Annotated in this window: 21 protein-coding genes, 1 tRNA gene and 1 pseudogene; 9 read left to right on the plus strand and 14 right to left on the minus strand. The window is 40.5% G+C overall.

Going from position 1 to position 25,711, the window contains the following annotated elements; all coding sequences use genetic code 11:
• Positions 1-118: 118 nt before the first annotated feature.
• From NG743_RS19370 to NG743_RS26980, 3 genes are all read left to right on the plus strand, one after another.
• A complete protein-coding gene (locus NG743_RS19370; protein ID WP_052149947.1) occupies positions 119-1,594 on the plus strand; it encodes an RNA-guided endonuclease InsQ/TnpB family protein in 1,476 nt (491 codons plus the stop codon).
• Between the two features lie 100 nt (positions 1,595-1,694).
• Positions 1,695-2,111 carry an FGGY family carbohydrate kinase gene (locus NG743_RS26975; RefSeq protein ID WP_371316434.1) on the plus strand — a complete coding sequence of 139 codons (417 nt, stop codon included), beginning with the start codon at positions 1,695-1,697 and terminating at the stop codon, positions 2,109-2,111.
• A 15-nt stretch (positions 2,112-2,126) separates the two neighbouring features.
• Positions 2,127-2,357: an FGGY-family carbohydrate kinase gene (locus tag NG743_RS26980; protein ID WP_371316435.1), complete on the plus strand. Its 231-nt coding sequence runs from the start codon at positions 2,127-2,129 to the stop codon at positions 2,355-2,357.
• 93 nt (positions 2,358-2,450) lie between these two features.
• Here NG743_RS26980 and NG743_RS19380 read toward each other — a convergent pair whose 3' ends face one another.
• The 6 genes and pseudogenes from NG743_RS19380 to NG743_RS19405 form a co-directional block, all read right to left on the minus strand.
• Positions 2,451-5,738, minus strand: a complete 3,288-nt coding sequence (locus NG743_RS19380) for an N-6 DNA methylase (RefSeq protein ID WP_257120702.1) — start codon at positions 5,736-5,738, stop codon at positions 2,451-2,453.
• 130 nt (positions 5,739-5,868) lie between these two features.
• Positions 5,869-7,404 (minus strand): phytoene desaturase family protein, encoded by a 1,536-nt coding sequence (locus NG743_RS19385; protein ID WP_257120703.1) that lies wholly within the window; start codon positions 7,402-7,404, stop codon positions 5,869-5,871.
• Between the two features lie 378 nt (positions 7,405-7,782).
• Positions 7,783-9,357, minus strand: coding sequence for a group II intron reverse transcriptase/maturase (locus tag NG743_RS19390; RefSeq protein WP_257120704.1), 1,575 nt, complete (start codon positions 9,355-9,357; stop codon positions 7,783-7,785).
• A 574-nt stretch (positions 9,358-9,931) separates the two neighbouring features.
• Positions 9,932-10,296: pseudogene (locus tag NG743_RS19395) on the minus strand (ISNCY family transposase); the annotation flags it as partial.
• A 205-nt stretch (positions 10,297-10,501) separates the two neighbouring features.
• Positions 10,502-11,302, minus strand: coding sequence for a nucleoside triphosphate pyrophosphohydrolase (gene mazG, locus NG743_RS19400; protein WP_257120705.1), 801 nt, complete (start codon positions 11,300-11,302; stop codon positions 10,502-10,504).
• 4 nt (positions 11,303-11,306) lie between these two features.
• Positions 11,307-11,891 carry a metal-binding protein gene (locus NG743_RS19405; protein WP_027402311.1) on the minus strand — a complete coding sequence of 195 codons (585 nt, stop codon included), beginning with the start codon at positions 11,889-11,891 and terminating at the stop codon, positions 11,307-11,309.
• Positions 11,892-12,047: 156 nt separating this feature from the next.
• Here NG743_RS19405 and NG743_RS19410 point away from each other — a divergent pair.
• Positions 12,048-12,120, plus strand: a tRNA-Val gene (locus tag NG743_RS19410).
• 556 nt (positions 12,121-12,676) lie between these two features.
• Entirely contained in the window at positions 12,677-12,847 is a 171-nt protein-coding gene (psb34, locus tag NG743_RS19415) for a photosystem II assembly protein Psb34 (protein ID WP_035081681.1), read from the plus strand.
• A gap of 317 nt (positions 12,848-13,164) precedes the next feature.
• Here psb34 and NG743_RS19420 read toward each other — a convergent pair whose 3' ends face one another.
• From NG743_RS19420 to pgsA, 5 genes are all read right to left on the minus strand, one after another.
• Complete coding sequence (locus tag NG743_RS19420; RefSeq protein ID WP_257120706.1) at positions 13,165-13,323, minus strand: hypothetical protein; 159 nt, start codon at positions 13,321-13,323, stop codon at positions 13,165-13,167.
• Positions 13,324-13,852: 529 nt separating this feature from the next.
• Positions 13,853-14,251, minus strand: coding sequence for a hypothetical protein (locus NG743_RS19425; protein ID WP_257120707.1), 399 nt, complete (start codon positions 14,249-14,251; stop codon positions 13,853-13,855).
• Complete coding sequence (locus NG743_RS19430; protein WP_257120708.1) at positions 14,229-15,173, minus strand: AAA family ATPase; 945 nt, start codon at positions 15,171-15,173, stop codon at positions 14,229-14,231. The genes NG743_RS19425 and NG743_RS19430 overlap by 23 nt, the downstream gene beginning before the upstream one ends.
• Positions 15,148-15,504 (minus strand): AAA family ATPase, encoded by a 357-nt coding sequence (locus NG743_RS19435; RefSeq protein ID WP_257120709.1) that lies wholly within the window; start codon positions 15,502-15,504, stop codon positions 15,148-15,150. The genes NG743_RS19430 and NG743_RS19435 overlap by 26 nt, the downstream gene beginning before the upstream one ends.
• A gap of 21 nt (positions 15,505-15,525) precedes the next feature.
• On the minus strand, positions 15,526-16,038 hold the full coding sequence (gene pgsA, locus NG743_RS19440; protein WP_027402315.1) for a CDP-diacylglycerol--glycerol-3-phosphate 3-phosphatidyltransferase: 513 nt from the start codon (positions 16,036-16,038) through the stop codon (positions 15,526-15,528).
• Between the two features lie 268 nt (positions 16,039-16,306).
• On the opposite strand from pgsA, the gene NG743_RS19445 reads away from it, so the two are divergent.
• From NG743_RS19445 to NG743_RS19460, 4 genes are all read left to right on the plus strand, one after another.
• Positions 16,307-16,507 carry a hypothetical protein gene (locus NG743_RS19445; RefSeq protein ID WP_027402316.1) on the plus strand — a complete coding sequence of 67 codons (201 nt, stop codon included), beginning with the start codon at positions 16,307-16,309 and terminating at the stop codon, positions 16,505-16,507.
• Positions 16,508-16,763: 256 nt separating this feature from the next.
• Complete coding sequence (gene queG / locus NG743_RS19450) at positions 16,764-17,738, plus strand: tRNA epoxyqueuosine(34) reductase QueG (RefSeq protein ID WP_027402317.1); 975 nt, start codon at positions 16,764-16,766, stop codon at positions 17,736-17,738.
• The gene (locus tag NG743_RS19455; protein WP_027402318.1) at positions 17,713-18,348 is read left to right on the plus strand and encodes an HAD-IA family hydrolase; all 636 of its coding nucleotides are present in this window, start codon (positions 17,713-17,715) and stop codon (positions 18,346-18,348) included. The genes queG and NG743_RS19455 overlap by 26 nt, the downstream gene beginning before the upstream one ends.
• A gap of 381 nt (positions 18,349-18,729) precedes the next feature.
• Complete coding sequence (locus NG743_RS19460; protein ID WP_193965010.1) at positions 18,730-19,689, plus strand: IS110 family RNA-guided transposase; 960 nt, start codon at positions 18,730-18,732, stop codon at positions 19,687-19,689.
• A 342-nt stretch (positions 19,690-20,031) separates the two neighbouring features.
• Here the strand turns inward: NG743_RS19460 and NG743_RS19465 are convergent, their stop codons facing one another.
• The 3 genes from NG743_RS19465 to NG743_RS19475 form a co-directional block, all read right to left on the minus strand.
• Entirely contained in the window at positions 20,032-21,438 is a 1,407-nt protein-coding gene (locus NG743_RS19465) for a family 2B encapsulin nanocompartment shell protein (RefSeq protein WP_257120710.1), read from the minus strand.
• Positions 21,439-21,563: 125 nt separating this feature from the next.
• The gene (locus NG743_RS19470; protein ID WP_027402320.1) at positions 21,564-22,961 is read right to left on the minus strand and encodes a family 2B encapsulin nanocompartment shell protein; all 1,398 of its coding nucleotides are present in this window, start codon (positions 22,959-22,961) and stop codon (positions 21,564-21,566) included.
• 102 nt (positions 22,962-23,063) lie between these two features.
• Complete coding sequence (locus tag NG743_RS19475; RefSeq protein WP_027402321.1) at positions 23,064-25,325, minus strand: family 2 encapsulin nanocompartment cargo protein terpene cyclase; 2,262 nt, start codon at positions 25,323-25,325, stop codon at positions 23,064-23,066.
• Positions 25,326-25,711 lie beyond the last annotated feature (386 nt).

Genomic DNA, 25,711 nt, shown 5'->3' on the forward strand with positions numbered 1-25,711 from the left:
TTGACATTACTGTAATACTGCCATATAATAGTTATATCGTCAATCACATCAACAAAATAAACCTGTGCAAATACGCTGGAGATTCAAGCTACAACCGAATATTGGGCAACAAGCCTTAATGTCTGAGTGGCTTGTTACTTTACGGAAACACAGAAATTATTGTTTGGCAGAACGTCAGCGCGGATTTGAAACTAATAACCAGAAATCAGACGAGTCAGTAATTTACCAATATGGTGCATTTTCAGACTTAGATACTCGTATTGAATATGGCTCTTATTGCCCTTTGACCTGCCCCGTCGTTAAGCATGGTGTAATGTCCTCTGGGTTAACAAAAAATAGTAAGAAGCATGGTTTAACCTGGGGTAGTGCGACTGATATTCAAGGCAAGAGAACAACTGAACTACGTTCTGAGTCTGAATGGTATAGCCGAATTAATTCAGATGTTTTACAAGGCAATTTAGCTAAATTAGATATTGCTTATAACGGATTTTTTCAACACAAAAGGGGTTTCCCTGCGTTTCGTAAAGCAGCCAACTTTAAAACATTTCAATTCAAGCCAGGACAAGTAAAATTAACTGTTAATCGTGAATCTAATCAGCCCCGATGCTATTCCCATGCCTACTTTCCTGGACTGGGGACTATGCGCTATTTTGATAGTCGTACTATTCCAATAGATGCTGATATTAGAACGGTGACAGTGATTAAAGAAGCTGACGGCTGGTACATGAGTGTATTACTCGAGTTACCTGAATCCCTACCTGAAGTTACAGAAATTGAAACCGTCAAATCAGCAGTAGGTATTGATGTAGGAATTAATAAATTAATTTCTTTGTCGGATGGTTCGTTTATTGAAAATCCTCAATTTGCAACTAATAAAAAAGTCCGCCGTCAATTAAGAATCAGACAGCGCCGAGTTAACCGCAAAATCAAGGGTTCTAATAATCGCAAAAAAGCCGGGAAAATAGTTGCCAAGCTACATAAAAAGATTGCAGATAAGCGAAATGATCATCAATGGAAAGCAGCCAATAAAGTTGTTAACACCGCTGAGGCAATTGTCCAAGAGGATCTAAATGTTAAGGCTATGAAGTCCCGTTGCCAACCCAAAAAGCAGCAAGGACGATTTATGGCTAATGGTCAGGCTGCAAAACGTGGATTAAATCGCTCTATTTCTGATGCCAGTTGGGGCGAATTATTTTCTAAGATTGCTTGGCTGGCATTGAAGTCTGGTAAGCCAGTATTATCCGTTAATTCTAAATTTACTTCTCAAGAATGTTCGGCTTGTCATCATATTAGTAAAGCTAATAGAGATGGCGAAAAGTTCATTTGTGAAAACTGTGGTCATATTGACCATGCTGATACTCAGGCTTCTCGGACAATTTTACGAAGAGCTAATTTGAAATTCGTCAGCAACAGACGTAAAAAGCCGACGCACCAATCGTTAGTGCCTACTCCTGGACTGGGAGAAAGTAACGCCCTTTTATGCAACGATGCCGCCAGAAATGGCAAACGGCATCAGGCGGGGAACCGTACATCTAAGGTAATACCTGAAAAGCGGATATTATTCGAGCAGTTGTGTTTGCAATTATTCGATTAAGAATCCCCGTGTCTTTAGACCGGGGAGTGTCAACTAAGATTCCAACAATTTTGTATCAAAATTATCATCAAAGGTATTCAAAAATCCGAAATTACCGATTGTGACACTGGGGGGTGCGGAATGTCGGTTTACCAACGCCAGTCGGACTTTGCTGATGAATTTGAGTTCTCTGGACTGGGAAGCGGAAATTTTAGAGATTATGGGCATTCCCCGGCAAATGTTGCCAGAAATTCGCCCTTCATCGGCTATTTATGGTCAAGCTACGGGTATTTTGGCAGGAGTTCCCATTGCTGCTGATTTAGGTGATCAACAAGCCGCATTAATTGGACAAACTTGTTTTCAGGTAGGTGAAGCCAAAAATACTTATGGTACTGGTTGCTTTATGCTGCTGAATACAGGCCAGCAAAAGGTGATTTCCCAACATGGTTTATTGACAACGGTAGCTTACAAGTTGGGTGATGCTCCGGTGGTTTATGCTTTGGAAGGGAGTATTGCGAACACCTTCGGTGCGCCGTAGGCTATCGCTGGTGCTTTGGTTCAATGGTTACGTGACAACTTGGGATTAATTCAAACCAGTGCAGAGGTAGAAACATTAGCCAGTACAGTTACAGATAACGGTGGTGTTTATTTTGTCCCTGCTTTTTCTGGGTTATTTGCACCCTATTGGCGCAATGATGCTAGGGGTGTAATTGTGGGGATGACTCGCTACACCAATAAAGGAGAGGGAAGGTTGTTATCGGCTTTGGAAGAAGGCGGTTACTAAAACTTTTGATTGGGTGTAATCAGTTGCAAGGGCAGATTTACCATGCCCCTACAATTTAGGATAATTTATATGGATGCACTCAAGTCAATACGTTTATGCAAATCTATCTTCAGTATATGCCTTTATGGATCGGGGTCTAACTGTTTGCCAGGGATATCGAGGTTGTAACTTGTTTAACGGGAAACTACCAAGACGATTTTCAATATGATCTTTTTCTCTGTCAGTGATGTTGAACATGGTGTAAACAGTTTCATCAATTTGGTTAAGAGCATTGAAAAAATCGGATTCAACTTCTTGAAAATCAGCAAATCGCTGGCGATAGTTTTGCATCAAAGTGGTATAATCTTGAGGCACATTCAATTTTTGAATGGTTGCCTTAGAAATAGTTTCATCAGTGCTACTAGTTAAGAGTAAATAAACTAATTCTGCTAAATCAGCATCAACCAGTTCTAGTGAAAACAAATCTGCCCCAATACAGTTACCATCCAAGGTTAATTCTTCTGCTAATACGTCTTCTGTACTCCAGCTAGAAAAGTTTAAACCCAAACGGCGATCGCTCAACCTGTAGCGACTTGTGACAATTTGCTTTTCTACTTCTGATAATAGCCACTCATTGGGATTGTTTCTAGCAATACCAGCTAAACGAGATAGATTATTATACCCATCTACTAATTGCTGTTCTATATCAGGTGCTAAATTTTTGATCCAAGGTAATGCTTCGAGGACACGAGGGTAAATATGTGAACGAGAAGAACCTTCCAATACTCCTGATCTCAGTCTAATTAAGTAGTAAAAACGAACTAATTTACTATTTATAAAAGAAGTAATTGCCTTTGCTGATATTCCGTCTGTTTTTGGTAAAGCTACAACAATGCTATTACGAGCAGCAAGGTCTTCTCTCTCCACGACAGAAGCAAATGGAACAAGTGCTAATTCAGCCACAGCAATAAATGATGAATGTGTAAGCTCCCCCCAAATACTAAGTTTCTGGACATCTTCAAGATTGAGCCATCCTTCCGGTTCCCCGTGCCAACCCATTGCCAAATTTCCACCTGTTAATATTTGGATAGAACGATTGCCTGTAGAACTTTCAGTAACTTGTGCCTCTCTACCTGCTTGAATGCCATAGGTAAACCAAAATGGACGGTTATTTCGGCTCATTTGTTTTGCAACGGCTTCTTTTAACTCAACAACGTTTCTACCATTATCGTTTGGATAAAGTTTTTTTAGTATTGGAACATCATTAGGATGCAGCAATGGTAACAAATAATCTCCCCACAAACCTTCTGTGGGATTACTTGGATCAATAGCAGTAATTCTTGGACTAATTTTGGCATCAAAAAAATCTTTGTATTTAATTTTTACCGATTGTTCATTACTTGGCCATTTTGACGGTACATAAACTTCAATTTCATCATCTTCTTGGGCTGATGTTTTTTCAATTACTAACAACATAGGAATTACATTTGCATCCCACTGTTTTCCAGCAAACTCCAGCCAAACTATTTTTCGTAGTGCTGCATTTTGTCTAGGATAAAGCAGTTTCCAAACCTTTGCGGCTGCTTCAGAATTAGCGTAGCCACCACTTACCACCATGCCTAAAAAACCATTCGGTTCTAGCCATTCTGTCAAAGAACGATAGAGAAAAACTAAACCTGTGTCGGCATTTTGTCCCCAGACTTGTTGCCATAGTCCTTTCATTTCCTCGCCATATTTTACCCGTTCTGCACGAATATAAGGCGGATTTCCGAGAATGTATTTCCACTGACTGCGATCGCGTTCCAATGATCCAGGAGATAAGAAATCTTCTCCTAAAATCGAAACCAAATCATCATCCCGAAGCAAACTGTTTAAGTTATAAACATAAATATTGGGAATATCTGTTTGATTTCTAGAAGGTTTAAATCTTATCATTGCCCACATTAATTGAAAGTGGCTGATAAAAGCAGCAAATGGATTCAGATCAAACCCCCAAACATTTTTTTGTAGTTCTTGCAATACAAAATCTACATCTAAACCTCTTGCTTTTGCATCTTCTAAACAGCGATGAACATAGCGTACGAGAAATGAACCACTGCCACAAGATGGATCTAGTAATTTTCCTTCTTCGTGCCTGAAAACTGTTTGTTCTAATAACCAATCAACAATTGAAGGGGGTGTATAAAATTCTCCTAAGCGTTTACGTTTAGCAGCAGGTAAAAATGCTTGATAAATGTCTCCTAAAATTTCTTCAGATAAACCCGAAAAATCATAAGCATTAAATCGGAGAATCAGACGTTGTAAGGCTTCATTTAATGCTCCATTTGTTTCATAAATCCAATCAAACACATTTTGTTCAAATGGCTCATGATACAGCCGCCCCAAATCCTCAGCAACCAGTTTTACTAATGCCTTTGCATCTCCAATTAGGTGATCAACAAACGCTGACCAATCTTGTGGACCACCATTAGAAAGTCGTCGTCTATTGGTTAATCCCAAATCTTCTACCAATCGTAGAAATAAAACTCGTGCAATCAATACAGCTACAGAATCAGCTGCAAATGCCTCCTTAATTCTTTCTTGCGTTTGTTTATCTTTTGCATTGATTTCTCGCCCATATTGAGCTTCAAACTGGGGTAAAATATCCTCACATAAATGCCTTTCAAAATTAAATTTACGCTTGAGGCGCATCATTGCTCGATCTCTACTATCTGTCGTCGCAGATGCTAAATTGCCCTCAGCTTCTTTTTCTTGCTGCTTAAAATATTCATAATTTCTACTTAAGTCTGCAATAACACCTTCTGCGGCAGCGTTTAATTCTGTAAAACTAATTTGTAAATCTCGTCGCAATTGATTTAAAGTATCATTTGCATCAAGTTTTAAATAAATATAAGGTAGGTTTCCCTCAATAAAAGTTTGCCATTGATTATTGTGAGATGCTTGTGAATAAGAAATAAATTTGAGTGTTTCTCTTAATTCTTCAAAAGTAATATTAGATAAATAAATTGGATTTTCTAATTCTTGAACAGCGTCACCTGTTGGCATAACAATCCAAAGATAGTGAGCCGTCAGAAATACAACATAGCGAGTTAAACCTTCAACATATTTGCGCTTTTGATTCCATAGCTTTTGTCGTCCGGTTTCTGTAGTCAGTTCTTTATCATCTTTTTTTAAATCACCCACAACCCAAGCAATTTTTTCATGGGTTAAAAGCTTAATATCTGCATACCCTCCTCCAGCTGCATCCTCTGTGACAACATGATCTTTAGGATAATCAAGCAATCCTGCCAAAAAATCTCTGACATCTGGATTGTAGGATCTTTCCGGCCTATTCCACTCTAAAGCCAGCCATTTTTCTAATGGGTTCAGGTGTTGTTTTGGTGATCTACTATTTTTAGGCACAGTCTAACCTCTTTATATTTCAGTGATGATTGATATTCTAATATACAACAGATTAGTATTATGCGATTTGCTGGCAGCGGCACTTCGCTATCGCTTATCCTTTCCCTTCTCTCTCAATAAGCGATCGCTACTAAAAAATATCACTGAGTAATTGTAAATGTTGCTGCACAGGCGCAATAGTATTAGCAACAATCATCCCACTAGCAGCCACAGCCGGCAACCCAATCCCCGGAAAAGTCGAATCTCCACAACACAACAACCCCGACAAAGGTGTATTCCCACCAGGAAATAAACCCTTACCTGCCGCTATAGCTGGTCCATAACTACCATGATGACGACGCAAAAATCGCCCATGAGTGAGGGGAGTACCCACCAAACTAACTTCGCAACGGGAACGAATATCAGGAATAATTCTTTCCAAAGCTTGCCACATCACTTCTGCACGTTCTTGTTTTAACAACGCATATTCTTCTCTATTGCGTTCCTGTCCTTGCCAAATAGCATAAGGTTCATTACCAGGAGTATAAACGTGAATCACGTGCTTACCCACTGGTGCTAAAGACGAATCAAGAACTGAAGGAATAGATACAACTACCACATTTTGCGGTGCAGTTATGCCTTTGTCCCAATCGTTAACTACAATGTAGTGAATACCTAGATTCTCAGGTAATCCTGCTGCATCAATACCTAAATGCAGGTGCATAAAACTATCACATTCAGGAGTTGCTTGTTGCTTTTCTACATACCGTTTAGGGACAGCACCTTCAGGAATGAGTTTGAGCATATCCCACACAGAAGCATTAGAAACAACAGCTTTACTGGCTCGGATTTCTTGACCACTCCGTAGACGTACCCCGACAGCACGGTTATTTTCTACTAAAACTTGCTCCACATGAGCATTTAAAACTAACTTACCACCATGTTTATTCAACCCCCGTACCAGTGCATCAACTAATGCACCACTTCCCCCAATCGGATAATCTAACTGCACATGAGGACGATACCAATCTGCAAACATGAAAGCCACTTCTGCGGCTATTGTTCCATTTGCGGGTAATCCAGATAACAAAAAGCAAAGTAAATCTAACCAGTTGCGAATAAAAGGGTCTGTGATTACACCATCAATAATGTTAGAAAAAGACCCTGTTAATTTGATCACGTTAGCGGCCTGTTGCAGTAAAGCTGGGGCAAATTTACCCATAGTTAACACCGCACCTAAATCGTAGCGTAAGGCAGAGGGTGGGAGAGCAGTGGCACTCTTACCCAAAGGTGTCATAATTTCCTGGAGTTTGCGCCATTCTGCTACAGCTTCATCTCCCCGCACTTGTTGCAATATTTCACAGAATTGGTCAGCACCAACTTGAGCATCAAAGTAGCCTTCTGGTAAATAACAACCCCAGGTATCGTAATTGACGCAGGGTAAATCTTCGCCAATGGCATCTAAAACTTGACGTAAGGGATTAGGTGAAGGGCTATAGGATAAACCAGAATATAAAGAGGGTCCAGACTCAAACTTGTAGCCATTGCGTTCAAAAGCATGAGCCGCACCACCGGCAATGGAGTGGCTTTCTACTACTGTGACATCAATTCCATAGCGTGCCAAGAGTGCAGCACAACTCAATCCGCCAATACCGCTACCAATTACGACTACTTCTGTGTTACTCATAAAGAATGCTTGATTACTGGGCTTTTTCAAAAATCATAGATAATGGATTTATTCTCAATTCTCGTCAACTTTGGTTAGCAGTAGGTTAGCTGGAAAAATTCAAATCATGTAACGGTATGTAAGGTTGATTCAATCCGTTATTGTTGTTGAGTTTTAGCAATTTTACAAAACCCAATATATTTGGATTTTATCACACGAACCTATTTACCTATTGATGATTCATGTCAACAAGAATAAAAATTTTATCCATTTGAATGTGTTTTCATAAAAAATTACAATTTTACTTTTGTTGGTTAGAGTCGAGGGGGAATATTATTTCCCGCCCCTCTCTGTTAAATCTGGGCGTGCGACTTTCACCGCACCCAGCTTCCGACGTTCTTAGCTTTCGCTTTTGCTCATGTGTATGTAATCGTGGCAGCTTTCATGAATGGCTAGAAGATTATTAGTTTTCCAGTTCGTATGACTTCCATCTACATGGTGTAGATGTACCTTTTCGTCACTAAGCATTTTTAATCCACAATGACCACATTTATGGTCTTGCCGTTTGATGGCTTTAGAGGTATGACTGTCATAGAGCTTGCTGTTACGTTCGCTCCAATAACTCAAATCTCCGTCGTAGGGTGATTTCTCACCTTTAACGCTGATATGTTTGTTTTCGGAGTAAGGAACTGCTGGGAATGCCTTTTTTATTAGCTCTTGGCTAGTATGGCGATTCTGTTTAGTTTCCTTGTTGAATACCTTGAATGCTCTGTGATTGATGTGCCATAAGGAAAACTTCGACCCATCCATCTTGCAGAAGCGGTGGTAATTCCTCCAGCCTCTAACTACCGGAGCTAATTTCTCAGCCTTTGTGGTAGCACCATAGTTCGAGTTGTTGACGATGAATTTTACTTTCTTGCGAAAAGCTTTAAAGTTGTCCACTGAAGGGACACATCTAAATTTTCCGTTTTTCTGGACTTTGAAGTTCCAGCCGAGGAAATCAAAACCATCCGTCGCGGCGGTTAGCTTTGTCTTTTTCTCACTGACTTTCATTCCCCGCTCTGCTAAGAACTGACTGATTTTGTCGAGTATTTCTGTGGCATCGTCTTGAGGTCTGAGTATTATTACCATGTCATCCGCATAACGGATTGTTGGTTCGGTAATATCTTTCCTGGGGGTTTTGTCAGTGATTCTTTGATTAGATGTCCTATGATATCTATGAATACTTTCAATCCCATTTAAGGCGATGTTAGCTAATAATGGACTTACTACACCACCTTGAGGTGTTCCTTGTTCGGGAAACTCTGGATTAACTCCGGCTTTGAGACATCGGAATATTCCCTGTCTTATACTCTTGGGAGCGATGAGTCTATCCATGATGGCGGTGTGGTTTATCCTATCGAAGCATTTTTCGATATCGAGTTCTATAACTCGTTTGTCTATTCCATTGGCGATGGAGCGTAGATTGTTGAACAGGGTTTTTTGTGCGTCATGCGCTGAACGCCCCGTTCTAAATCCATAGCTGTGAGCGTGGAAGGTTGCTTCGTGTGCTGGTTCTAATGCGTATTTGACAAGGCATTGATAAGCCCTATCTGCAATAGTGGGGACTTTGAGAATCCGGGTTTTTCCGTCCTTTTTTGGGATGGGTATTTCACGCAATCCCTGGTGTTTCCAGTCGTTGCATTCGGTTCTGAGTTTTTCACTCAGTTGAAACCTTTGCTCGAATGTGAGCGCGGTCTTACCGTCAACTCCCGCTGTTTTTTTCCCAGCATTTAGCTGTGTTACTTGACGAATAGCCAGTAATCTTGCTGCGGTTGATTTCAGAATCAGTTTTTGTAGGGACTTAGCTTTGCGCTTGTCGCCAACTTGAACCGCTTTGTACACTCGTTTTTGTAGGCGGAATAGGTTACGGCGAAATTTCTTCCAAGGTAACGTCTTCCAGGATTCACTAGAGTTATCTCTGTGTCTAATCATGCTCTGCTCCAATTTGTGTATTCTGAACACCTTGCGAAAATTACTTCGCATCCTACCCGAATTGAAGGAGTTCTGCTGCTCGTCCAGCCTACTTAGGGTTCGACCGCCCTTAGACCCTCAATCCGTTTTTATTCGTTCCCTCGGTTGATTGTTCGTTCCGTTAGGTGTAGCCACTTCAACCGCTGGATTCCCTGGACTCTTGCCGTTATTCAAATAAGATGCGGCGGGAATTTAATCTCCAGTGGAGTCAGGTTTAGTTGTTGTGTCCTGCTCTAAAGTAGGTCGTTTTTCTAGGCTCTGTTTCACCATAGGAACTCCCCGTTAGCGCCAGTGTCACCCCACAACAGATGTCTGATTGCGCCCTGTTCCCAGCTTCACCCTCCAGATACCGAGTCTGGTCAGTGTGGGCAGATAGGGAGTCATACCTGAGTCTGGTAGATGGGACTTTCACCCATATCAGACCGAGAGTTCAACCTTCTCTATTACTAGATTGGATTGGTGAGGTTATTTACGGACTGGATACCGTGATTCACTCACAACGAATCGCACTATCTGGCTTTATTTTAGCATTTTAGTCATCTCCTAAAAGGGTTGCAGCATAACCATACTTATTTTGATGATTCTTATTTAACCATCTTTTAACAGCCGCATTTTCACAATCTTGTTTTTGATGTCCATCTTGTTTTTTAATAAATTCTGGTTCTAAATTAATTACTTTACTTGTTTTTGATTAGGAGAAACTACAATGGGTGTGACACAGCCATGAAAATAAGTTGTAGTTCCATTTCGATGATTACGAAAATTACAATGAGGGCAACTAATTTTCTTAGATGAGAAATATTCTGTCCCATCTAAAGCGATTAAAATTTCTTCATCTAAGTAGACAAACTTTTTCAAAACTCCATTTTTATTTAACCATTCATAGACCTCTTGAAAAGTCATAAAGAATATTTAAATTCACCTGATGTCTAAGAGGGTGTTTGAAAAGTTATGGTTGATGTATCAAATATTTTTTACCCCACCCTAACCCTCCCCTTTACAAGGGGAGGGAACTGGATTTTTATTGTTTCCCCCCTTTACAAGGGGGGACTAAGGGGGGTAGCAATGTGATGAAAATTACGGAATAACACTTTTCAAACATCCTCTAATGACCAAGTTGAGCTTTAGCCTGTTGCCACAGGGCATCTAATTCTTCTAAACTATAATCTGTCAACGGACGTTCAATTACATCTTCCATTTTTTGCAACCTTTGAATAAATCGCTGACTTGTCCCTTGTAAACCCGCACTAGGATCAAGTTTATGCCATCTGGCAATTTGAATAATGGCAAATAGTAAATCACCTAATTCGGATTCTTGTCTTTCTTTAGTTTCTTCAGCTAAAGCCTGTTGAAATTCCCCCAACTCTTCATGAAATTTGCCCCAAACTTCATCTACATTGTTCCACTCAAAACCAACCTTAGCAGCCTTTTCAGATATCTTCATAGCTGCATTTAATGGCGGAAGACTGCGACGATAACGATTCAATTTATCACTGAGTTTTTGCTCTTCTACAGTTTCTCCTTTTTCCGCTGCTTTGATGGTTTCCCAATTTTTGTGTACCTCTTCCATATTTGCCACAGTCACATCAGCAAATACATGAGGATGACGACGTATTAACTTTTGAGAAATACCCTCAGCGATTTCTTGCAGAGAAAAATCACCCGCTTCACGGGCAATTTGCGCCTGTAATACTACTTGTAATAATAAATCACCTAATTCTTCAGCAATAGCCTGTTTATCCCCAGTTTGAATCGCGTCTACTACCTCATAAGCCTCTTCAATCACATAGGGAGTTAGACTTGATGGGGTTTGTGCCAAGTCCCAAGGACAACCTTCAGGCGATCGCAATTTCGCCACCACATTTATTAACTCTTGTAACGCCTCTAAAGTCTGATTAATTTCCATCTTTTTACCGCTTTTTGACACTGCGACGACTGGGGCTAACTTTACGTTTCTTAATTTTGCCACGAGGGAGTAAACCTTGAATACCCTGTTTTTGAAAGCGCTTATAACCAGAAACAGTCCAATCACTGCAAGAATGGCTCATTGCACCGAGTTCACAGCCGACAAAGAGGGCAAAAAATTCTCCATAATACATATAGATGGTCTTCCCCACAGTCCCCCACAGTTCCCCCCAGTTCCAAGCCACATTTCCCAACTTGGCGAAAATCATCACAACCACAATCGCCACCAACGCCAAAAAAGTCGTCAGATACACCACCCGTAAAGTTGTGCCAATAATCGGACCGTGAGATAAAAAAGAGCGATGGCGCAGACTTTTTTGATAAGGTAGCCAAATCCACCGCAGAAAACCCCAACGCTGGAATTGACGGGAGTAAATATCTAAATCAGGACCAAACATTAGCCCCCCAAACATAAACCCACCCGCCACCAACAAAGTCATATTACTGCTGTGAGTGGAACCCAGCGTTACACCCGCCACCACAGGCATAGACCAAATAGTAATGCGATCGTGCGTTTGACCAGAGGGCATCTTAGGAAAATTAAAAATATAAAATTAACAGTGAAATCCTGAGTCAGTATAGCTCAATTCCATTCCCATCAGCCTTTTCCATCCAGCAAAAAAATTTTTCTCAAAAGACTTGCAAAATTTAGAAAGGCTATGCTATATTAGTTGAGTGAAAGAAACGGGCGGTTAGCTCAGTTGGTAGAGCGCCTGCCTTACAAGCAGGATGTCATCAGTTCGAGTCTGGTACTGCCCATTTAAAACGAAATTCTTTTTACATAGCAGTTTACAACTAGTTTGTGAACTGCTAAAACATTTTTCGGCTTTTAATTACATTAATCTCCACCTACCTCCGCTAATTTCCCATTGGAACCCCGCGGAGGTGGGTTTTTTTATGCCTGCTGTCAACAAGACTTCTTCTCTGATTCCAAATACAGCGATTTCCAATCATATAAGGTACATCGTAGCCCAATACTTGTCGGTTAAGGAAATGTAGGTTGGGTTGAGCGATAGCGCAACCCAACAAAATGATAATGTTGGGTTTCGTTCCATTGCTCCGCAACGCCGACGCGAACAACCCAACCTACCATATAATGACTTTTCAGGCTCAACCGAGCAGTATTGCATCTTAGCCCCCTCATCGCTTGCGGGGAGGGGGTTGGGGGTGGGGTTCTTGTTCCGGGTTTGATGACAATTTGCTGTAAATGGGGCTTATCAATAGCATCTATTATTTTTTTGTCAAGTTCTATTGACACTTTGTAACAATCTTGTTATATTAGTTTACATAAGGTAACAAACCAAAGAAAAAAATTATGTATACCACAACGGATGAAAAAGGCATTCTTAACAACTACGCCAAAGAACCAAGACTTTACCACGCAGAATTTCCTAGTAAGGCACAACAAAATAAGTATGCTTTTCAAGGCGCAGTAGCAATATTACTTTTAACTTCTATAGTTCTAATTACTTTGGGGGTTAGCTAAAATTTCCCGCTTCGGTATTTGTATCTAATCGTCATTCAAATTTTCTCCTAATCAACCCTGGTCAGTTTCGCCAGGGTTTTTTATTGCCATTTCTTGCTTTACTGCCCACTTAAACGTCGAAGCTGATCTCGAAAATAACAGAAGCTTAATGATTGATTATTATCAATGTCCATAAAAGGAGATATCTTTTCCGCCCAAGTTGTTTTCTCTCTCCCCCTTACAAGGGAAACCGGGAAGTTTGAAAGCCCCTGAGAAACAGGAACGCTAGTTTCGTCTTTCGTGCTTCAGACAGGGGATGAAAAACGACACGATAGGTTTTAACCGCCTTCAATATTATCCTTATTATCCTTGAGTTTCAAGCTATCTACCCAATCTTCTATCAATGCGGTAACTGTTTTCTCTCTTTGCGCTGCATATAAAAACAGCTTATGTTTTCTGCGTTCTGAGAGTCGGACTGATACTGTTTTATCTTTCATAATGTCTTGCGGTTGTTAGTACATTGTGTTATTATAAGACAAAGGGAGAAAAACGCAATGTATGGATGCCAGCAAATACTAATCAGTCCCAACAAGGAATTAGGAGCGGTTCTTGAGTTCTTATGTGGGGAGTCAAATAAACTTGCTAATTGTGGGACTTATTATGCCAGACAATTGTTTTTTAAGACGGGTAAAATTCCTGGTAAGTTTGACTTGCATCGTGAGTTAGCAAGTAATTCACATTTTGGGGCAATGTATTCTCAAGCTGCACAGCAATGTTTAACAACTGTGGCGGAATCGTTCAAGTCTTATATTGGACTTTTGAAAGGGATTAAAAATGGTACAGTCACTCAAAAACCTAAGCTACCTGGATACCGAAAACCTGGATTAAATCTCGTAACTTTTCCTGGACAAGCTATTAAACTAAAGGACGGTAAGCTAAGATTTCCGATGGGTAGTAAGGTGAAAGTTTGGTTTGGGCTTGACGCTTTTTATGTTCCCATGCCTTCTAATTTAGAGCATAAGGACATCAAAGAATACCGCATACTGCCAAGGAATAATGAATTTTATTTGGAGTTAATTTATAAAATAACTTCTCACAAGCCCGACGTAAATATTGAGAATGTTTTATCAATTGATCGCAAATAATGATCAGAACAGCGTGATAATTAGGAGGATAACTGGCAAATGTTTTACCATAGCCTTGAATAAGTCGCGGTAATTGGTCGAGCAAAATTCGTTTTTTGGGATCAGAATTAGATATGAGATTTTTAGGAATATGCCCTATTCCTTTATAAGCATGAATATTAAATGTGTGTTGTTCGGGGTTAATAATTTTTGGAACAAGAATCTCAAGAGTAGTTTTGCCGGAAACATCCTCAACTAATATCTCAAAGTGCATATATTCACCTTGCGTCCAAGTAGTCACTGTACCAAAGTCCACCTAGGGGCAACCCTTCAGAAACAAGATTATTAATCAAAGAATCTTCACTAGCCCGCTTAATTTTAGCAAATCCATCCTCGCCCTTTTCTAATATCCAAACTTCTTCAGGTTCAAGGGCATCTACAAAATATGGTTGATGTGTTGTCACAAATATTTGTGATCCACCTTTTTGACCTGTAGTGTGTTCTCGAAATTCTCTAGCTAGAGTTTCTAAAAGTTTATGATAAAGTCCATTTTCTGGTTCTTCGATACACAAAAATGGTGGTGGTGATGGATCTTCCAACATCAGAAGATACGCAAATACTTTGAGTGTACCATCTGACATTTGTTGAGAGTAAAATGGGTCTTGAAACCCTTTGTCATTGAAACATAAAAGCAGTCTTCCATCTGGACTTGGGGAAGTGCTAATCTTGTTGACACCGGGAATTTTGTTGGCTATTTTTTCCAGTATGGATTGAAACTTTTTTGGATGTTCTCTTTCCATAAACTGAACTACATTACCTAAATTATCTCCATGAGTATTTAAATGCTTTTGTGGTCCAGCTAGAGGTAAACTGCGGGCAGCATCTGGTGTAAAATAGCTTAAATACCATCCTTCAATAAATCTTCTAAACATAGAAATTCGGGGATGTTGTTTAAGTGAACCTAAAGTAGCAATTCCCAGTTTTCGCTTATCGTCAAGTTCAACTACTTCGGTTTCTTTGCTTTCTTTTTCTGCTTCACCCCTTTGGATTTTATCCATTAAATCTGACACATCAAAATCATCTTGTTTGCCTTCTTGTTCACCTTTCCATGCGATTCCTCTGCCTTCATTGAGAATTAAAAAAGAAAAAGGTTGTCCCTTACCTTGTCCTTTTCTGCGTTGTCTGAGTCTCTCTTTTTTACATAAGGTCTTCGAGAGAGTCAATATCTATTGCTAATTCATAAGTAATTGGTCGGGCATTACCATCTTCTTTATAATAGATTTCAAACTCAATACTTCCCTGTTGTCCTTGAGAGAGAATTTTCTCAAAGCCACCACGACCATGAGCATAACAAGCTTCTTCTACTCCATTTTTTAAGCAATCGGCAAGAAAACCAAAAGTGTCGAAAATGGTACTTTTTCCCACACCATTCTTACCAATAACGGCTGTCATTGGTGTTAATGGCTTGGCAGTTTGTGTGTTCCACAATTTCCCCAAAGTGATATCACGAATAACTCTGTAATTTCTAACTCTAAAGCCTTCTATCTTCGACATTTAATTTGCTCTACTTTGATTTTACTCGCTAATTTTTTGAGGAATTAGATAAATAACTCCTGAAACAATTGTCAATATTACAGATATCCAAAAGGTAATTAAAACCGGAGTTTGCCAAGTTGGTGATAAGGGGGCAATTAGTAAAGATATGGCAATGATTTGACTCACTGTTTTCAGTTTACCCCAAATATTTGCCCCGGTGATGGTGGTTTGATTAACTCGCCAACCGGCGATCGCTAATTCCCGTGCTAAAATTATAAACACTGCCCAAGCTGGGATTTTTCCTAATTCTACTAATACTAATAATGGTGCAAGTACCAATAATTTATCTACTAAAGGATCAAGAAATTTACCTAATTCGCTAATTTGGTTGAGTTTTCTGGCTAAATATCCATCTAACCAATCAGTTAAAGCCGCAATTAAAAATATAGTTAAACATATCCATTTGGCTTCATTTGTGGGATTATATAAACCATAAAGTAAAAAAGGTATTCCCAGCAATCGAGAAAAAGTAATCCAGTTAGGTAGAGTCATCACAAGTTAAAATTACAAACCAACACTAATTATATAGGTTAGGTACTAATATCCCCCAACATGGGATACGTTATCAAGATATATAACTCTGAAGCTTGAAAGTGTTGATTGTATGCGTGCTATGCTGATAGTGGTGCAGCACTTATCCCCCAACTTTAAAAGCGTGATGAAAGAGTTACTGGAAAGACGCACCCGAATTACACTTACCAAGTGTTGTTGTAAAATTTATTTACAAAATAAAAACACCCACATTAGAGAGGAATTGATTGTGGAACAAAAAATTAACTGTGCTGAAGCCTGTGTCAACGGGTGTGTTTTAGGTGATCAATGTCCCAATATTGAGTATCGAGAATCAGCTTCAAAATTCATCGAAGAAACTTCTTTAGACAAAATGCTAGAAATAGCTGAAGAAAGATTGCGGAAAAAAATCACAGAACCCCCAAAATGGGTGTTTCCAGAAGATTCTTAAAGAGAATTTTGAGCAAGAAGTTATTGAAATCAGTTAAAATAAGTAATTGGACAAAAATATTTACAGTCATTGCGAGGGAAGGGAAGCAATCACAACCATGGCGATTGCTTCATTTCACTGTGTTATATATGGCTAACGCCACGCTGCGCTAACGCAATGACATTGTGTAATTAATTCTGTCTCACTACTTAGTGGGTTAAGAACAGATAACCCACTCAAAATATTACCATCGTCATAAAATCAATAATAGTTAAAAATGAATGAATATATCTCAATAGACAGCGCAGCAGTCAAAGCAAAAGCCAAAGAATTGGGATTTCACGAAGTAGGGATTGCTGCTGTCGGTGATTTAGAGACGACAGAGACAGAAAAATTGCAAGCTTGGTTAAAAATGGGTTATCACGCCGACATGGAATGGATGAAAAATCCCAAGCGTGAGGATATTAATTTAGTGATGCCAGAAGTGCGATCGCTCATATCTGTAGCCTTAAATTATTATACCCCCCATCAACGTCCCCAGGGGGATGAATACGGCAAAATTTCCCGTTATGCCTGGGGTCGAGATTATCATAAAGTCATCCACAAAAAGCTCAAAGAACTAGCCAATTGGCTAGAATCCCTGGGCGAAAATGTCAAAGCCCGTTATTATGCAGATACAGGGCCAGTCCAAGATAAAGTTTGGGCGCAAAAAGCCGGCATTGGTTGGATTGCTAAAAACGGGAATGTGATTACCAGAAAATACGGTTCTTGGGTGTTCTTGGCAGAAATATTAACCAATCTGCAACTAGAAAGCGATCGCCCATCCACCCAACATTGTGGCACCTGTACTCGTTGTTTGCAAGCCTGTCCGACAGGTGCAATCACCGAACCCTTTATCGTAGATGCTAATCGCTGCATTGCCTATCATACCATTGAAAACCGCGCCGAAGAACTCCCCGCAGACATCACACCCCATTTACAAGGATGGATAGCAGGTTGCGATATTTGTCAAGATATTTGTCCTTGGAATCAGCGATTTGCTCAAGCAACTAATGTCAAGGATTTTCAACCCTATCCTGGAAACTTAGCTCCCAAGCTGGTAGAATTAGCCCAAATATCCAATGAGGAGTGGGATAAAAGATTCACAGCATCAGCCTTGCGACGCATTAAACCAGAAATGTTACGACGTAATGCTCGCGCTAATCTTGATAAATCCAGGCATAATAATGACCCAGAAAGTAATAATTTTTGATTTCGATGGGACGATTGCTGATACAGTAGATGCTCTTGTAACTATTGCCAATCGTTTAGCCTTGGAATTTGGATATGTGCCGATTAATTCGCAAGAACTAGTCCTATTGAGAAATTTAACAGCCAAAGAAATTATTAAATATTCCGGTGTTTCCCTATTCAAAATTCCTTTTATGGTTAAAAAAGTCAAAGGAGAATTAAAACATAAAATCCCAGAATTAAAACCTATTGAGGGAATTAATACCGCATTAATAGAACTCCACAATCAAGGTTATCAAATGGGAATTATTACCTCTAACTCTCAAGAAAACGTCAATCAATTTCTTAAATGTCATAACTTAGATTATTTGTTTGACTTTATTTATTCAGGAGTAACTATTTTTGGTAAAACCACAATTATTAATAATGTGTTGCGACAAAAACATTTCAAACCTGAAGCAGTAATTTATGTCGGTGATGAAACTAGAGACATAGAATCTGCTAAAAAAGCCAATATCAAAGTTATTGCTGTCAGTTGGGGTTTTAATTCTTCCGAAGCCCTCAGCAAACAAAATCCAGATTTTTTAATTCATCATCCCAGTGAATTATTGGCTGTAATTAAAAGCTGTTAAGGGGTAGTTATTAACTCCCCCCTCTAACATACCTCTAAGATACAAGGTTGGGTTGTTCGCGTCAGCGTTGCGGAGCAATGGAACGAAACCCAACAAAATCCTTGATAAGGTTGGGTTTCGCTACTGCTCAACCCAACCTTGTATCTTAGAGGTATGTTAGAAGAAGTGGTAGACCGTCCCAACCTGGGTCAGAAAAGACCGCTTTGTAGCAAGGATCACCACAACAATCTCCATGACAGAACTCGAACAGTCGCCTGGGGTAAAAACTATGAACAAAGACATAGATAATATAGCCCGTATCGTGCAAGGATGAGTGAAATCAAGGGGATGAATAAAAACAAAACAAATTAAAAAGAAGTAATTGAAATTGGAGAGTTAAAAATGGATTATATCTCCCAATGGGTAGGCATTGACGTAAGTAAAGCAACACTTGATGTTTATATCCGTCCAATGGGTAAAGCATTTCAATTTGCTAATACTGAAACAGAAATAGCTAATCTAGTTAAGCAACTTCAATCTAACGATTTAAACCTAATCGTACTGGAAGCAACAGGAGGACTAGAAACAGAATTAATCATTCAATTGCAAGCGGCTCTTTTACCAGTAGCATTAATCAATCCTCGTCAGGGAAGAGACTTTGCTAAAGCTACAGGTAAGTTAGCCAAAACCGATGCCATTGATGCACAGATTTTGGCGCATTTCGGTGAAGCAATGAAACCGGAGGTGTTAGCAATCGAAAGTGAAATGTCACGTCAATTAGGCGAATTAATTAGTCGCCGAAGACAATTAGTAGAAATGTCTACAGCGGAAAAGAATCGCCGTGACCGCGCTCGTGGTAAAGCTTTGACAGATATTGAATCCCATATTGATTATCTTGAGCAACATCTTCAACAACTCAATCAAGAAATTGAGACGTTGACCCAAAATAATCAACAATGGATTGATAAAGTCAATCTACTCAAAACTACTCCTGGCGTTGGTCAAGTAATTTCTACCACTTTAGTTTCTGACTTACCAGAATTAGGTCAATTAACTGCCAAACAAATCTCTCGCTTAGTTGGTGTTGCACCAATTAATCATGATAGTGGTCAGCACAAAGGTAAGCGCATGATTAATGGTGGTCGCGCCCATGTTCGTGCCATTCTTTATATGGGTGCTGTTGTTGCCATGCGTCATAATCCTGTTATCAAAACTTTTTATGAGCGCTTGGTTGAACGTGGTAAACCCAAAAAATTGGCCATTACTGCTTGCGTTCATAAAATGTTAGTTATTTTAAATGCGATGATTCGAGATCATCTTCCTTGGTCTATTTCTCAAGACTCACAACCAATTTCTGCATAAAGTTCTACTGTCGTTTTTATACCTCCAATCTAGTTTGGTAATTTATGGCAATCTATAATTTACCTGTTTTGTTCTGTTCTGTTTTTCTCCTCTATTTTCTGACTTTTTTCCTAGACTTTAAATTTTTCCTAACGATCGCTTGACAATCAAGACAGTCGCTACATTTCCTTAACCGACAAGTAAGTAGTGAGACAGAATTAATTACACAATGTCATTGCGTTAGCGCAGCGTGGCGTGGCGTTAGCCATAGGGAACAAAGTGAAATGAAGCAATCGCCAGGGTTGTGATTGCTTCCCTTCGCTCGCAATGACTGTAAATATTTTTGTCCAATTACTTATTGCGTCAGCGTCCGATTTCTACGTCTTCGAGGATACCAAGTGCGTCGGGGACAAGAACAGCTGCGGAATAGTAGGCGCTAACTAGGTAAGAGATAATTGCCTTGTCGCTGATACCCATAAATCGGACAGACAAGCTAGGTTGATATTCGTCAGAGATACCAGTTTGATGTAAGCCGATGACACCCTGATCTTCTTCACCAATACGCAATACAAGGATAGAACTAGTTTGGTGCTTGGTAATGGGTATTTTGTTGCAGGGAAGAATAGGTACACCGCGCCATGCAATTACCTTACTACCATCCATATCAATGTTTTGTGGATAGATACCCAGACGATTGCATTGCCGACCGAAAGCTGCAATAGTGCGAGGATGGGCTAGAAAGAACTTTGACTTTCGGCGGCGAGTCAGCAGTTCATCTAGGTCATCAGGTGTGGGCTTGCCACTGCGAGGGTGAAGACGCTGTTTAAGGTCAGCATTATGTAATAAACCAAATTCACGGTTATTGATCAATTCATATTCTTGACGTTCCCGTAATGCCTCAATAGTCAGACGTAATTGTTGTTCGGTCTGATTCATCGGTTCATTGTACAAATCAGCGACGCGAGTATTGATCCTTAACACAGTTTGGGCAATACTCAACTCATATTCGCGGGGGGAAAGTTCGTAATCAACAAAAGTTCCTGGTAATTCAGTTTCCCCAGTATGGCCTGAAGACAAAGCAATGGAGGCTTCACCATGCTTATTCTGTGGTAATTGTGCGCGAGTTACGACTTGCTCAATATGAGCCTGTAATGCTGGTGAATGGTTAAGCACTTCCCTGAATGCTTGTTGTGGTAGCGTTAAAACCGTGCATCGGGTGACAGCCTTAACCGTAAACTTCCAAATACTTTGAGACTCTACCAACACTTGATCACCAAAATGATCGCCATCAGCTAATGCGCCTAACAAAGGTTGCTCTTCATATTTAGCAATACCAATCTTGTTTACCTTGCCATGAGCAATCAAGAAAAGCTGCTCGGCTGGCTGACCTGACTGTACTATAATGTCATCGGGCGCGAACTCCTGTTGCACAAACCGACTGGCTAAAGCTGTTAACACTTCAACATCATTAAACCCTTGCAGCAATGGCAATTCACTAAGTTCTTGGGGAATTACCTGTATAGTTGCGCCCGTATTGGTGAAAGTAACTCGGCCATCACCTAAAGTATAGGTTAACCGACGGTTGACTCGATAAGCGCCACCTTTAATCTGCACCCATGGCAACATCTTCAACAACCACCGTGGGGTAATTTCCTGTACCTGCGGTGCAGATTTGGTTGTTGTTGCCAAATTACGGGCTGCTGCCGTACTTAAACTTAGTTGATGCTGTCCACCCTCAATATCTAAACTCGAATCATTAGAATATGTCATCTCATCCTCTAATTACTCACAAAAATACTGAATAAAATAGTTGAGAGGTCAAAGTAATCAGGTTTGTGTCAAAAATTACTGCATTTAATTGACACAAATCAATTACATTTACCTCTCAAAACCAATTAGCGACCAATTTCTACATCTTCAAGGATGCCAAGTGCGTCAGGTACTAAAACCGCTGCGGAGTAGTAAGCAGTGATGAGGTAAGACATAATAGCCTTTTCACTGATACCCATGAAGCGCACAGATAGGCTAGGTTGATATTCATCAGGGATACCAGTTTGATGTAAACCGATAACGCCTTGTTTTTCCAAACCAGTGCGGAGTAAGAGAATAGAACTTGTTCGGTTATTACTGACGGGTATTTTGTTGCAGGGAAAAATTGGTACACCACGCCAAGCGGGAACTTGATGTCCGCCCATGTCAGTGCTTTGTGGATAAATCCCCATGCGGTTACACTCACGAGCAAATGCAGCGATAGTCCGAGGATGAGCCAGAAAGAAGCTTGGGTCTTTCCAGACTGTAGCCAGCAATTCATCCATGTCGTCTGGAGTAGGTGCGCCAGTGCTACTGTAAATACGTTGTTTAAGGTCAGCGTTATGCAGCAACCCAAATTCGGGGTTGTTGATCATTTCATGTTCTTGACGTTCCCGTAATGCCTCAACAGTCAGACGCAGTTGTTGTTCGGTCTGATTCATTGGTTCATTGTATAGATCAGCTACTCTAGTACTAATCCGTAGAACCGTTTGGGCAATGCTTAAATCATATTGACGGGGTGAAAGATCATAATCAACGAAAGTACCTGGTAAATCAATTTCACCGCGATGACCCGCAGATAGGCTAATAGCTGCTTCACCTTGTTCAGTCTGTGGCTTGCTTAGGAGGGCGCGGAACTTATCAACCTGATTTTGTAAAGCCTCAGACTGGTTAAGAAGTTGCTCAAACGCCTGTTGAGGTAATGCTAATACAATACATCTGGTGACAGCTTTGAGGGTATACTGCCAGGTGTCTTCAGACTCTACTAAAGATTCATCACCAAAATGATCACCATCAGCCAAAACATCTAAAACCACCTGGTCATCATACTTACCAAGACCAATCTTGTTAACTTTACCACGGGCGATCAATAAGACTTGATTGGCTTCTTGGCCTATTTCAACAATTACATCGCCTGCTGCGAACTCCCGCTGTACAAATTGGTTCGCTAAAGCGGTTAAAACTTCTGTGTCCTCAAACCCTCGTAGTAAGGGTAATTCAGTCAGTTCTTGGGGAATTACTTGTACTGTCGTGCCAGTGTTGATAAAAGAGACTCGTCCATCACCTACGGTATAACTTGAACGACGGTTAACGCGATATACACCACCTTTTGTTTGCACCCATGGCAATAGTTTCAATAACCACCGTGAGGTAATTTCCTGCATCTGCGGTGCAGATTTGGTTGTTGTCGCTAAATTACGTGCTGCTGCTGTACTTAAACTTAGTTGAGGCTGTTGATTTTCTGAATCATTAGAGTAGGTCATAACTTAATTCTCCATTTTCTGGTTACTAAAAAAACAACGCGGTTTTACTTTACTGAATGTAGATCAAGAAAAATTGAAGTTGACACAATCCCAATTTGCCGATTATTTGGTCAAAGGCTTGGTTGCGCCGACCAATGATCTGATATGTGCAGCAGAAGTGCCAAATCCTGTGGGACCGTTGAGTAGCCGCACTATTGGCGAAGCACTATTACGCAGTTCAAATTCTTTATAGCGGTCTACCTTCGTATGCCACTTAAGTACACCGCACATCCACTGTTCTAGTTTTTCAACATATTTGAGTAGTTTCTTGCGGGTGTTTTCATCCAATTTGAAATCGTCGAAAAGGGCTGGCAGTTCAGTCTCGACGATGTGTTGAAACTGTTGCGCCCGCGCGGTCATCAGATTGTTAACAACCTCGACAGCCTGGGTTATATCGCAGTTGAGGAAATTCTGAACCACCAATACACAGTTATGAATTTCGCCTTCAAATTCGATTTCTTTCTGATAAGAAAAAATGTCATTAGTGAAACAGGCAAAATCGGCAGCGGCATTTTCCAGCGATCGCATTGGTCGGCTGTAGTAGATTTCCATTGGAATCTCACCACCTTGGGCTAATCGAGACAGACTCATCGTCAAATCCGAGCCAAACGTCTTACGACGCATTTCAATATAATCTATCGGATCTGGAATCCGATTTTGAGTCTGATTTGCCAGTTCCCACACCCAACTATCAGTCATATCCTGGATCGCACGGCGAAATTCAGTCCGGGCATTAGCTGTCATAGGTGCAGCCGTACGAGACCAAATATCTGCCAAACCCTTTTCTACTGGATTAGTCGGCACAGCAGGAGGGGTAGAATCGTCGAGAGGCATAAACGCCGACAGTCGGGCGTTAAAGACTTTTGCACCTGCTAAGTCGCGGTTATTCCCGTAGATTGCGGGAAAATAATCATCAGCATAAGTTCCCCAAACAAGCCAGCAAGCTGTTAAATTTAGCTCATGCTCAGAACCATTTGGATGTATCCAAGCACCGCATAAAGCTACGTCAGCAACATCAAACTTATGGTCATTCCAGATAAAAGCATCAGGAATACCAGGTAGTGATGCCAACATCTCCATCTGACGCGCCCATTCCTTAGAATGCTTCCGCGCGGCATCTAGATTGGGATTCAAAGTGGTAGAGAAAGGCATATAAAACTTCGGCAGTTTCACTGGACCTACATTCTGGTAGGGAACGTGAGTAAAACTTTTAAACCTTCCTAAACCCAGGGTGGTATATAACGATTCAATCCGCGCTGCCGATGTGCCTAAACCATTTGGACCACTCAGAATACCAGATTTGGCAGAATTATCCTCTTCCTGTTTATTCATATAGCGGCTTGATCTCATGTGCCACTCATGACCGCCAGATTGCCAATCCTGAAGTCCTTTGATGTAAAGGAGAACATTCACACGCTCTACTGGGTCTACTCCATACTCCTCAAAAAGGGAGGGCAACTCGGTGACAGCAGTGTTATCAAACTGATATAAACGGGAGTTGAGTAGTTCGTTAGTGAGGTTAGCCGCCTCTTGGGTACTTACATTCAAGAATTTTTCAATTACAAGCACACAATTAGAATTTTCACCTTCATCTTCCACTTCTCTTTGATAGGAGAATAGGTCGTTGCGGAGATGTACTCCATCAGCAAATGTGTCTTTCAAAACCCGCATTGGTCTAGTTGCCGCAATTTTAGCCGGAACTTCCACGAACGCGGCGTGTTCCACCAGATCGGCTGACCAGGGTGCGCCACCAACTTTACGCCGCATCTCAATGTATTCGATGGGGTTAGCAATTCGATTTTGATTGATGTTGGCCAGTTCCCACATTGACTCATCTAAAAGATTTTTGGTACTTTCAAAGAATCGTCGCCGCCATTCCACAGACTTAGTAAATGCGGTGCGAGACCACAAGTCAGCCAAACCGCGCTCTACTGGGTTGGTGGGAACGGGAGGGTTGTCCTTGGGATAAATCGGCATAAATGCGGGGAGTCGGTCAAGATACTCCTTCGCCCCAACCATATCCTGACTGCGTTTATAGATTTCCAGGAAGTGATCATCGAAAAAGAATACCCACACATACCAGTCTGTTACCAAGTCAAGTTCTGGAGAATCTGTATCTGGATGGGTATATGAGCAAAGTAAGGCGTAGTCATGAGCATCGAATTTACGCTCGTCCCAAATAGGCTCACCTTGGGCTTCCTCTTTTGAGCCAAGTATTCCCATTTCGTAAGCCCACGCCTTAGAATGCACTCGTGCTGCTTCCAGATTTGGATTCAGCCTAGCTGGCCAAGGCATATAAAAATCTGGCAGTTTAAAAGGTTGCATAATATGGGAATATTGTGTTATTTAAAACATAGCAACATAACAATAGTTACAAATTATGCCTGGTTGTCAAGTAATAATTTACAATTATTAACCTGAAAATACTTAACTATTTGTACTGAGCTTGTTAGCTTGTTGATAGCGTAGCTTGGCGTTAGCTATAGCTGTATGCCCGCACCACAAAAAATTTTGGGATATTTTTTTAACTGGAAGTCTCTAATTAAAACTTAGGAGGTTACAGTATATTTTAGAATCGTAATGTACAAAAATACCCCGTATATCACTGAGGTTACTTAAATCTAAAATCAGTGTCCATGCCAAAACTGACCCTAAAGACTTGATGACCTGTTTTTAACATCTTTTCCACCTACCAGAAACCTAGTACCGCA

This window comes from Dolichospermum heterosporum TAC447 (assembly GCF_024584745.1).
GTDB lineage: Bacteria > Cyanobacteriota > Cyanobacteriia > Cyanobacteriales > Nostocaceae > Dolichospermum > Dolichospermum heterosporum.

Excerpts from the sequence above, each read along its gene's own strand:
- NG743_RS19370 (WP_052149947.1), top strand. The coding sequence starts at position 119 with ATGTCTGAGTGGCTTGTTACTTTACGGAAACACAGAAATTATTGTTTG.
- NG743_RS19385 (WP_257120703.1), bottom strand. The coding sequence starts at position 7,404 with ATGAGTAACACAGAAGTAGTCGTAATTGGTAGCGGTATTGGCGGATTG.
- NG743_RS19390 (WP_257120704.1), bottom strand. The coding sequence starts at position 9,357 with ATGATTAGACACAGAGATAACTCTAGTGAATCCTGGAAGACGTTACCT.
- mazG (WP_257120705.1), bottom strand. The coding sequence starts at position 11,302 with ATGGAAATTAATCAGACTTTAGAGGCGTTACAAGAGTTAATAAATGTG.
- NG743_RS19405 (WP_027402311.1), bottom strand. The coding sequence starts at position 11,891 with ATGCCCTCTGGTCAAACGCACGATCGCATTACTATTTGGTCTATGCCT.
- psb34 (WP_035081681.1), top strand. The coding sequence starts at position 12,677 with ATGTATACCACAACGGATGAAAAAGGCATTCTTAACAACTACGCCAAA.
- NG743_RS19420 (WP_257120706.1), bottom strand. The coding sequence starts at position 13,323 with ATGAAAGATAAAACAGTATCAGTCCGACTCTCAGAACGCAGAAAACAT.
- NG743_RS19435 (WP_257120709.1), bottom strand. The coding sequence starts at position 15,504 with ATGTCGAAGATAGAAGGCTTTAGAGTTAGAAATTACAGAGTTATTCGT.
- pgsA (WP_027402315.1), bottom strand. The coding sequence starts at position 16,038 with ATGACTCTACCTAACTGGATTACTTTTTCTCGATTGCTGGGAATACCT.
- queG (WP_027402317.1), top strand. The coding sequence starts at position 16,764 with ATGAATGAATATATCTCAATAGACAGCGCAGCAGTCAAAGCAAAAGCC.
- NG743_RS19455 (WP_027402318.1), top strand. The coding sequence starts at position 17,713 with ATGACCCAGAAAGTAATAATTTTTGATTTCGATGGGACGATTGCTGAT.
- NG743_RS19460 (WP_193965010.1), top strand. The coding sequence starts at position 18,730 with ATGGATTATATCTCCCAATGGGTAGGCATTGACGTAAGTAAAGCAACA.
- NG743_RS19465 (WP_257120710.1), bottom strand. The coding sequence starts at position 21,438 with ATGACATATTCTAATGATTCGAGTTTAGATATTGAGGGTGGACAGCAT.
- NG743_RS19470 (WP_027402320.1), bottom strand. The coding sequence starts at position 22,961 with ATGACCTACTCTAATGATTCAGAAAATCAACAGCCTCAACTAAGTTTA.
- NG743_RS19475 (WP_027402321.1), bottom strand. The coding sequence starts at position 25,325 with ATGCAACCTTTTAAACTGCCAGATTTTTATATGCCTTGGCCAGCTAGG.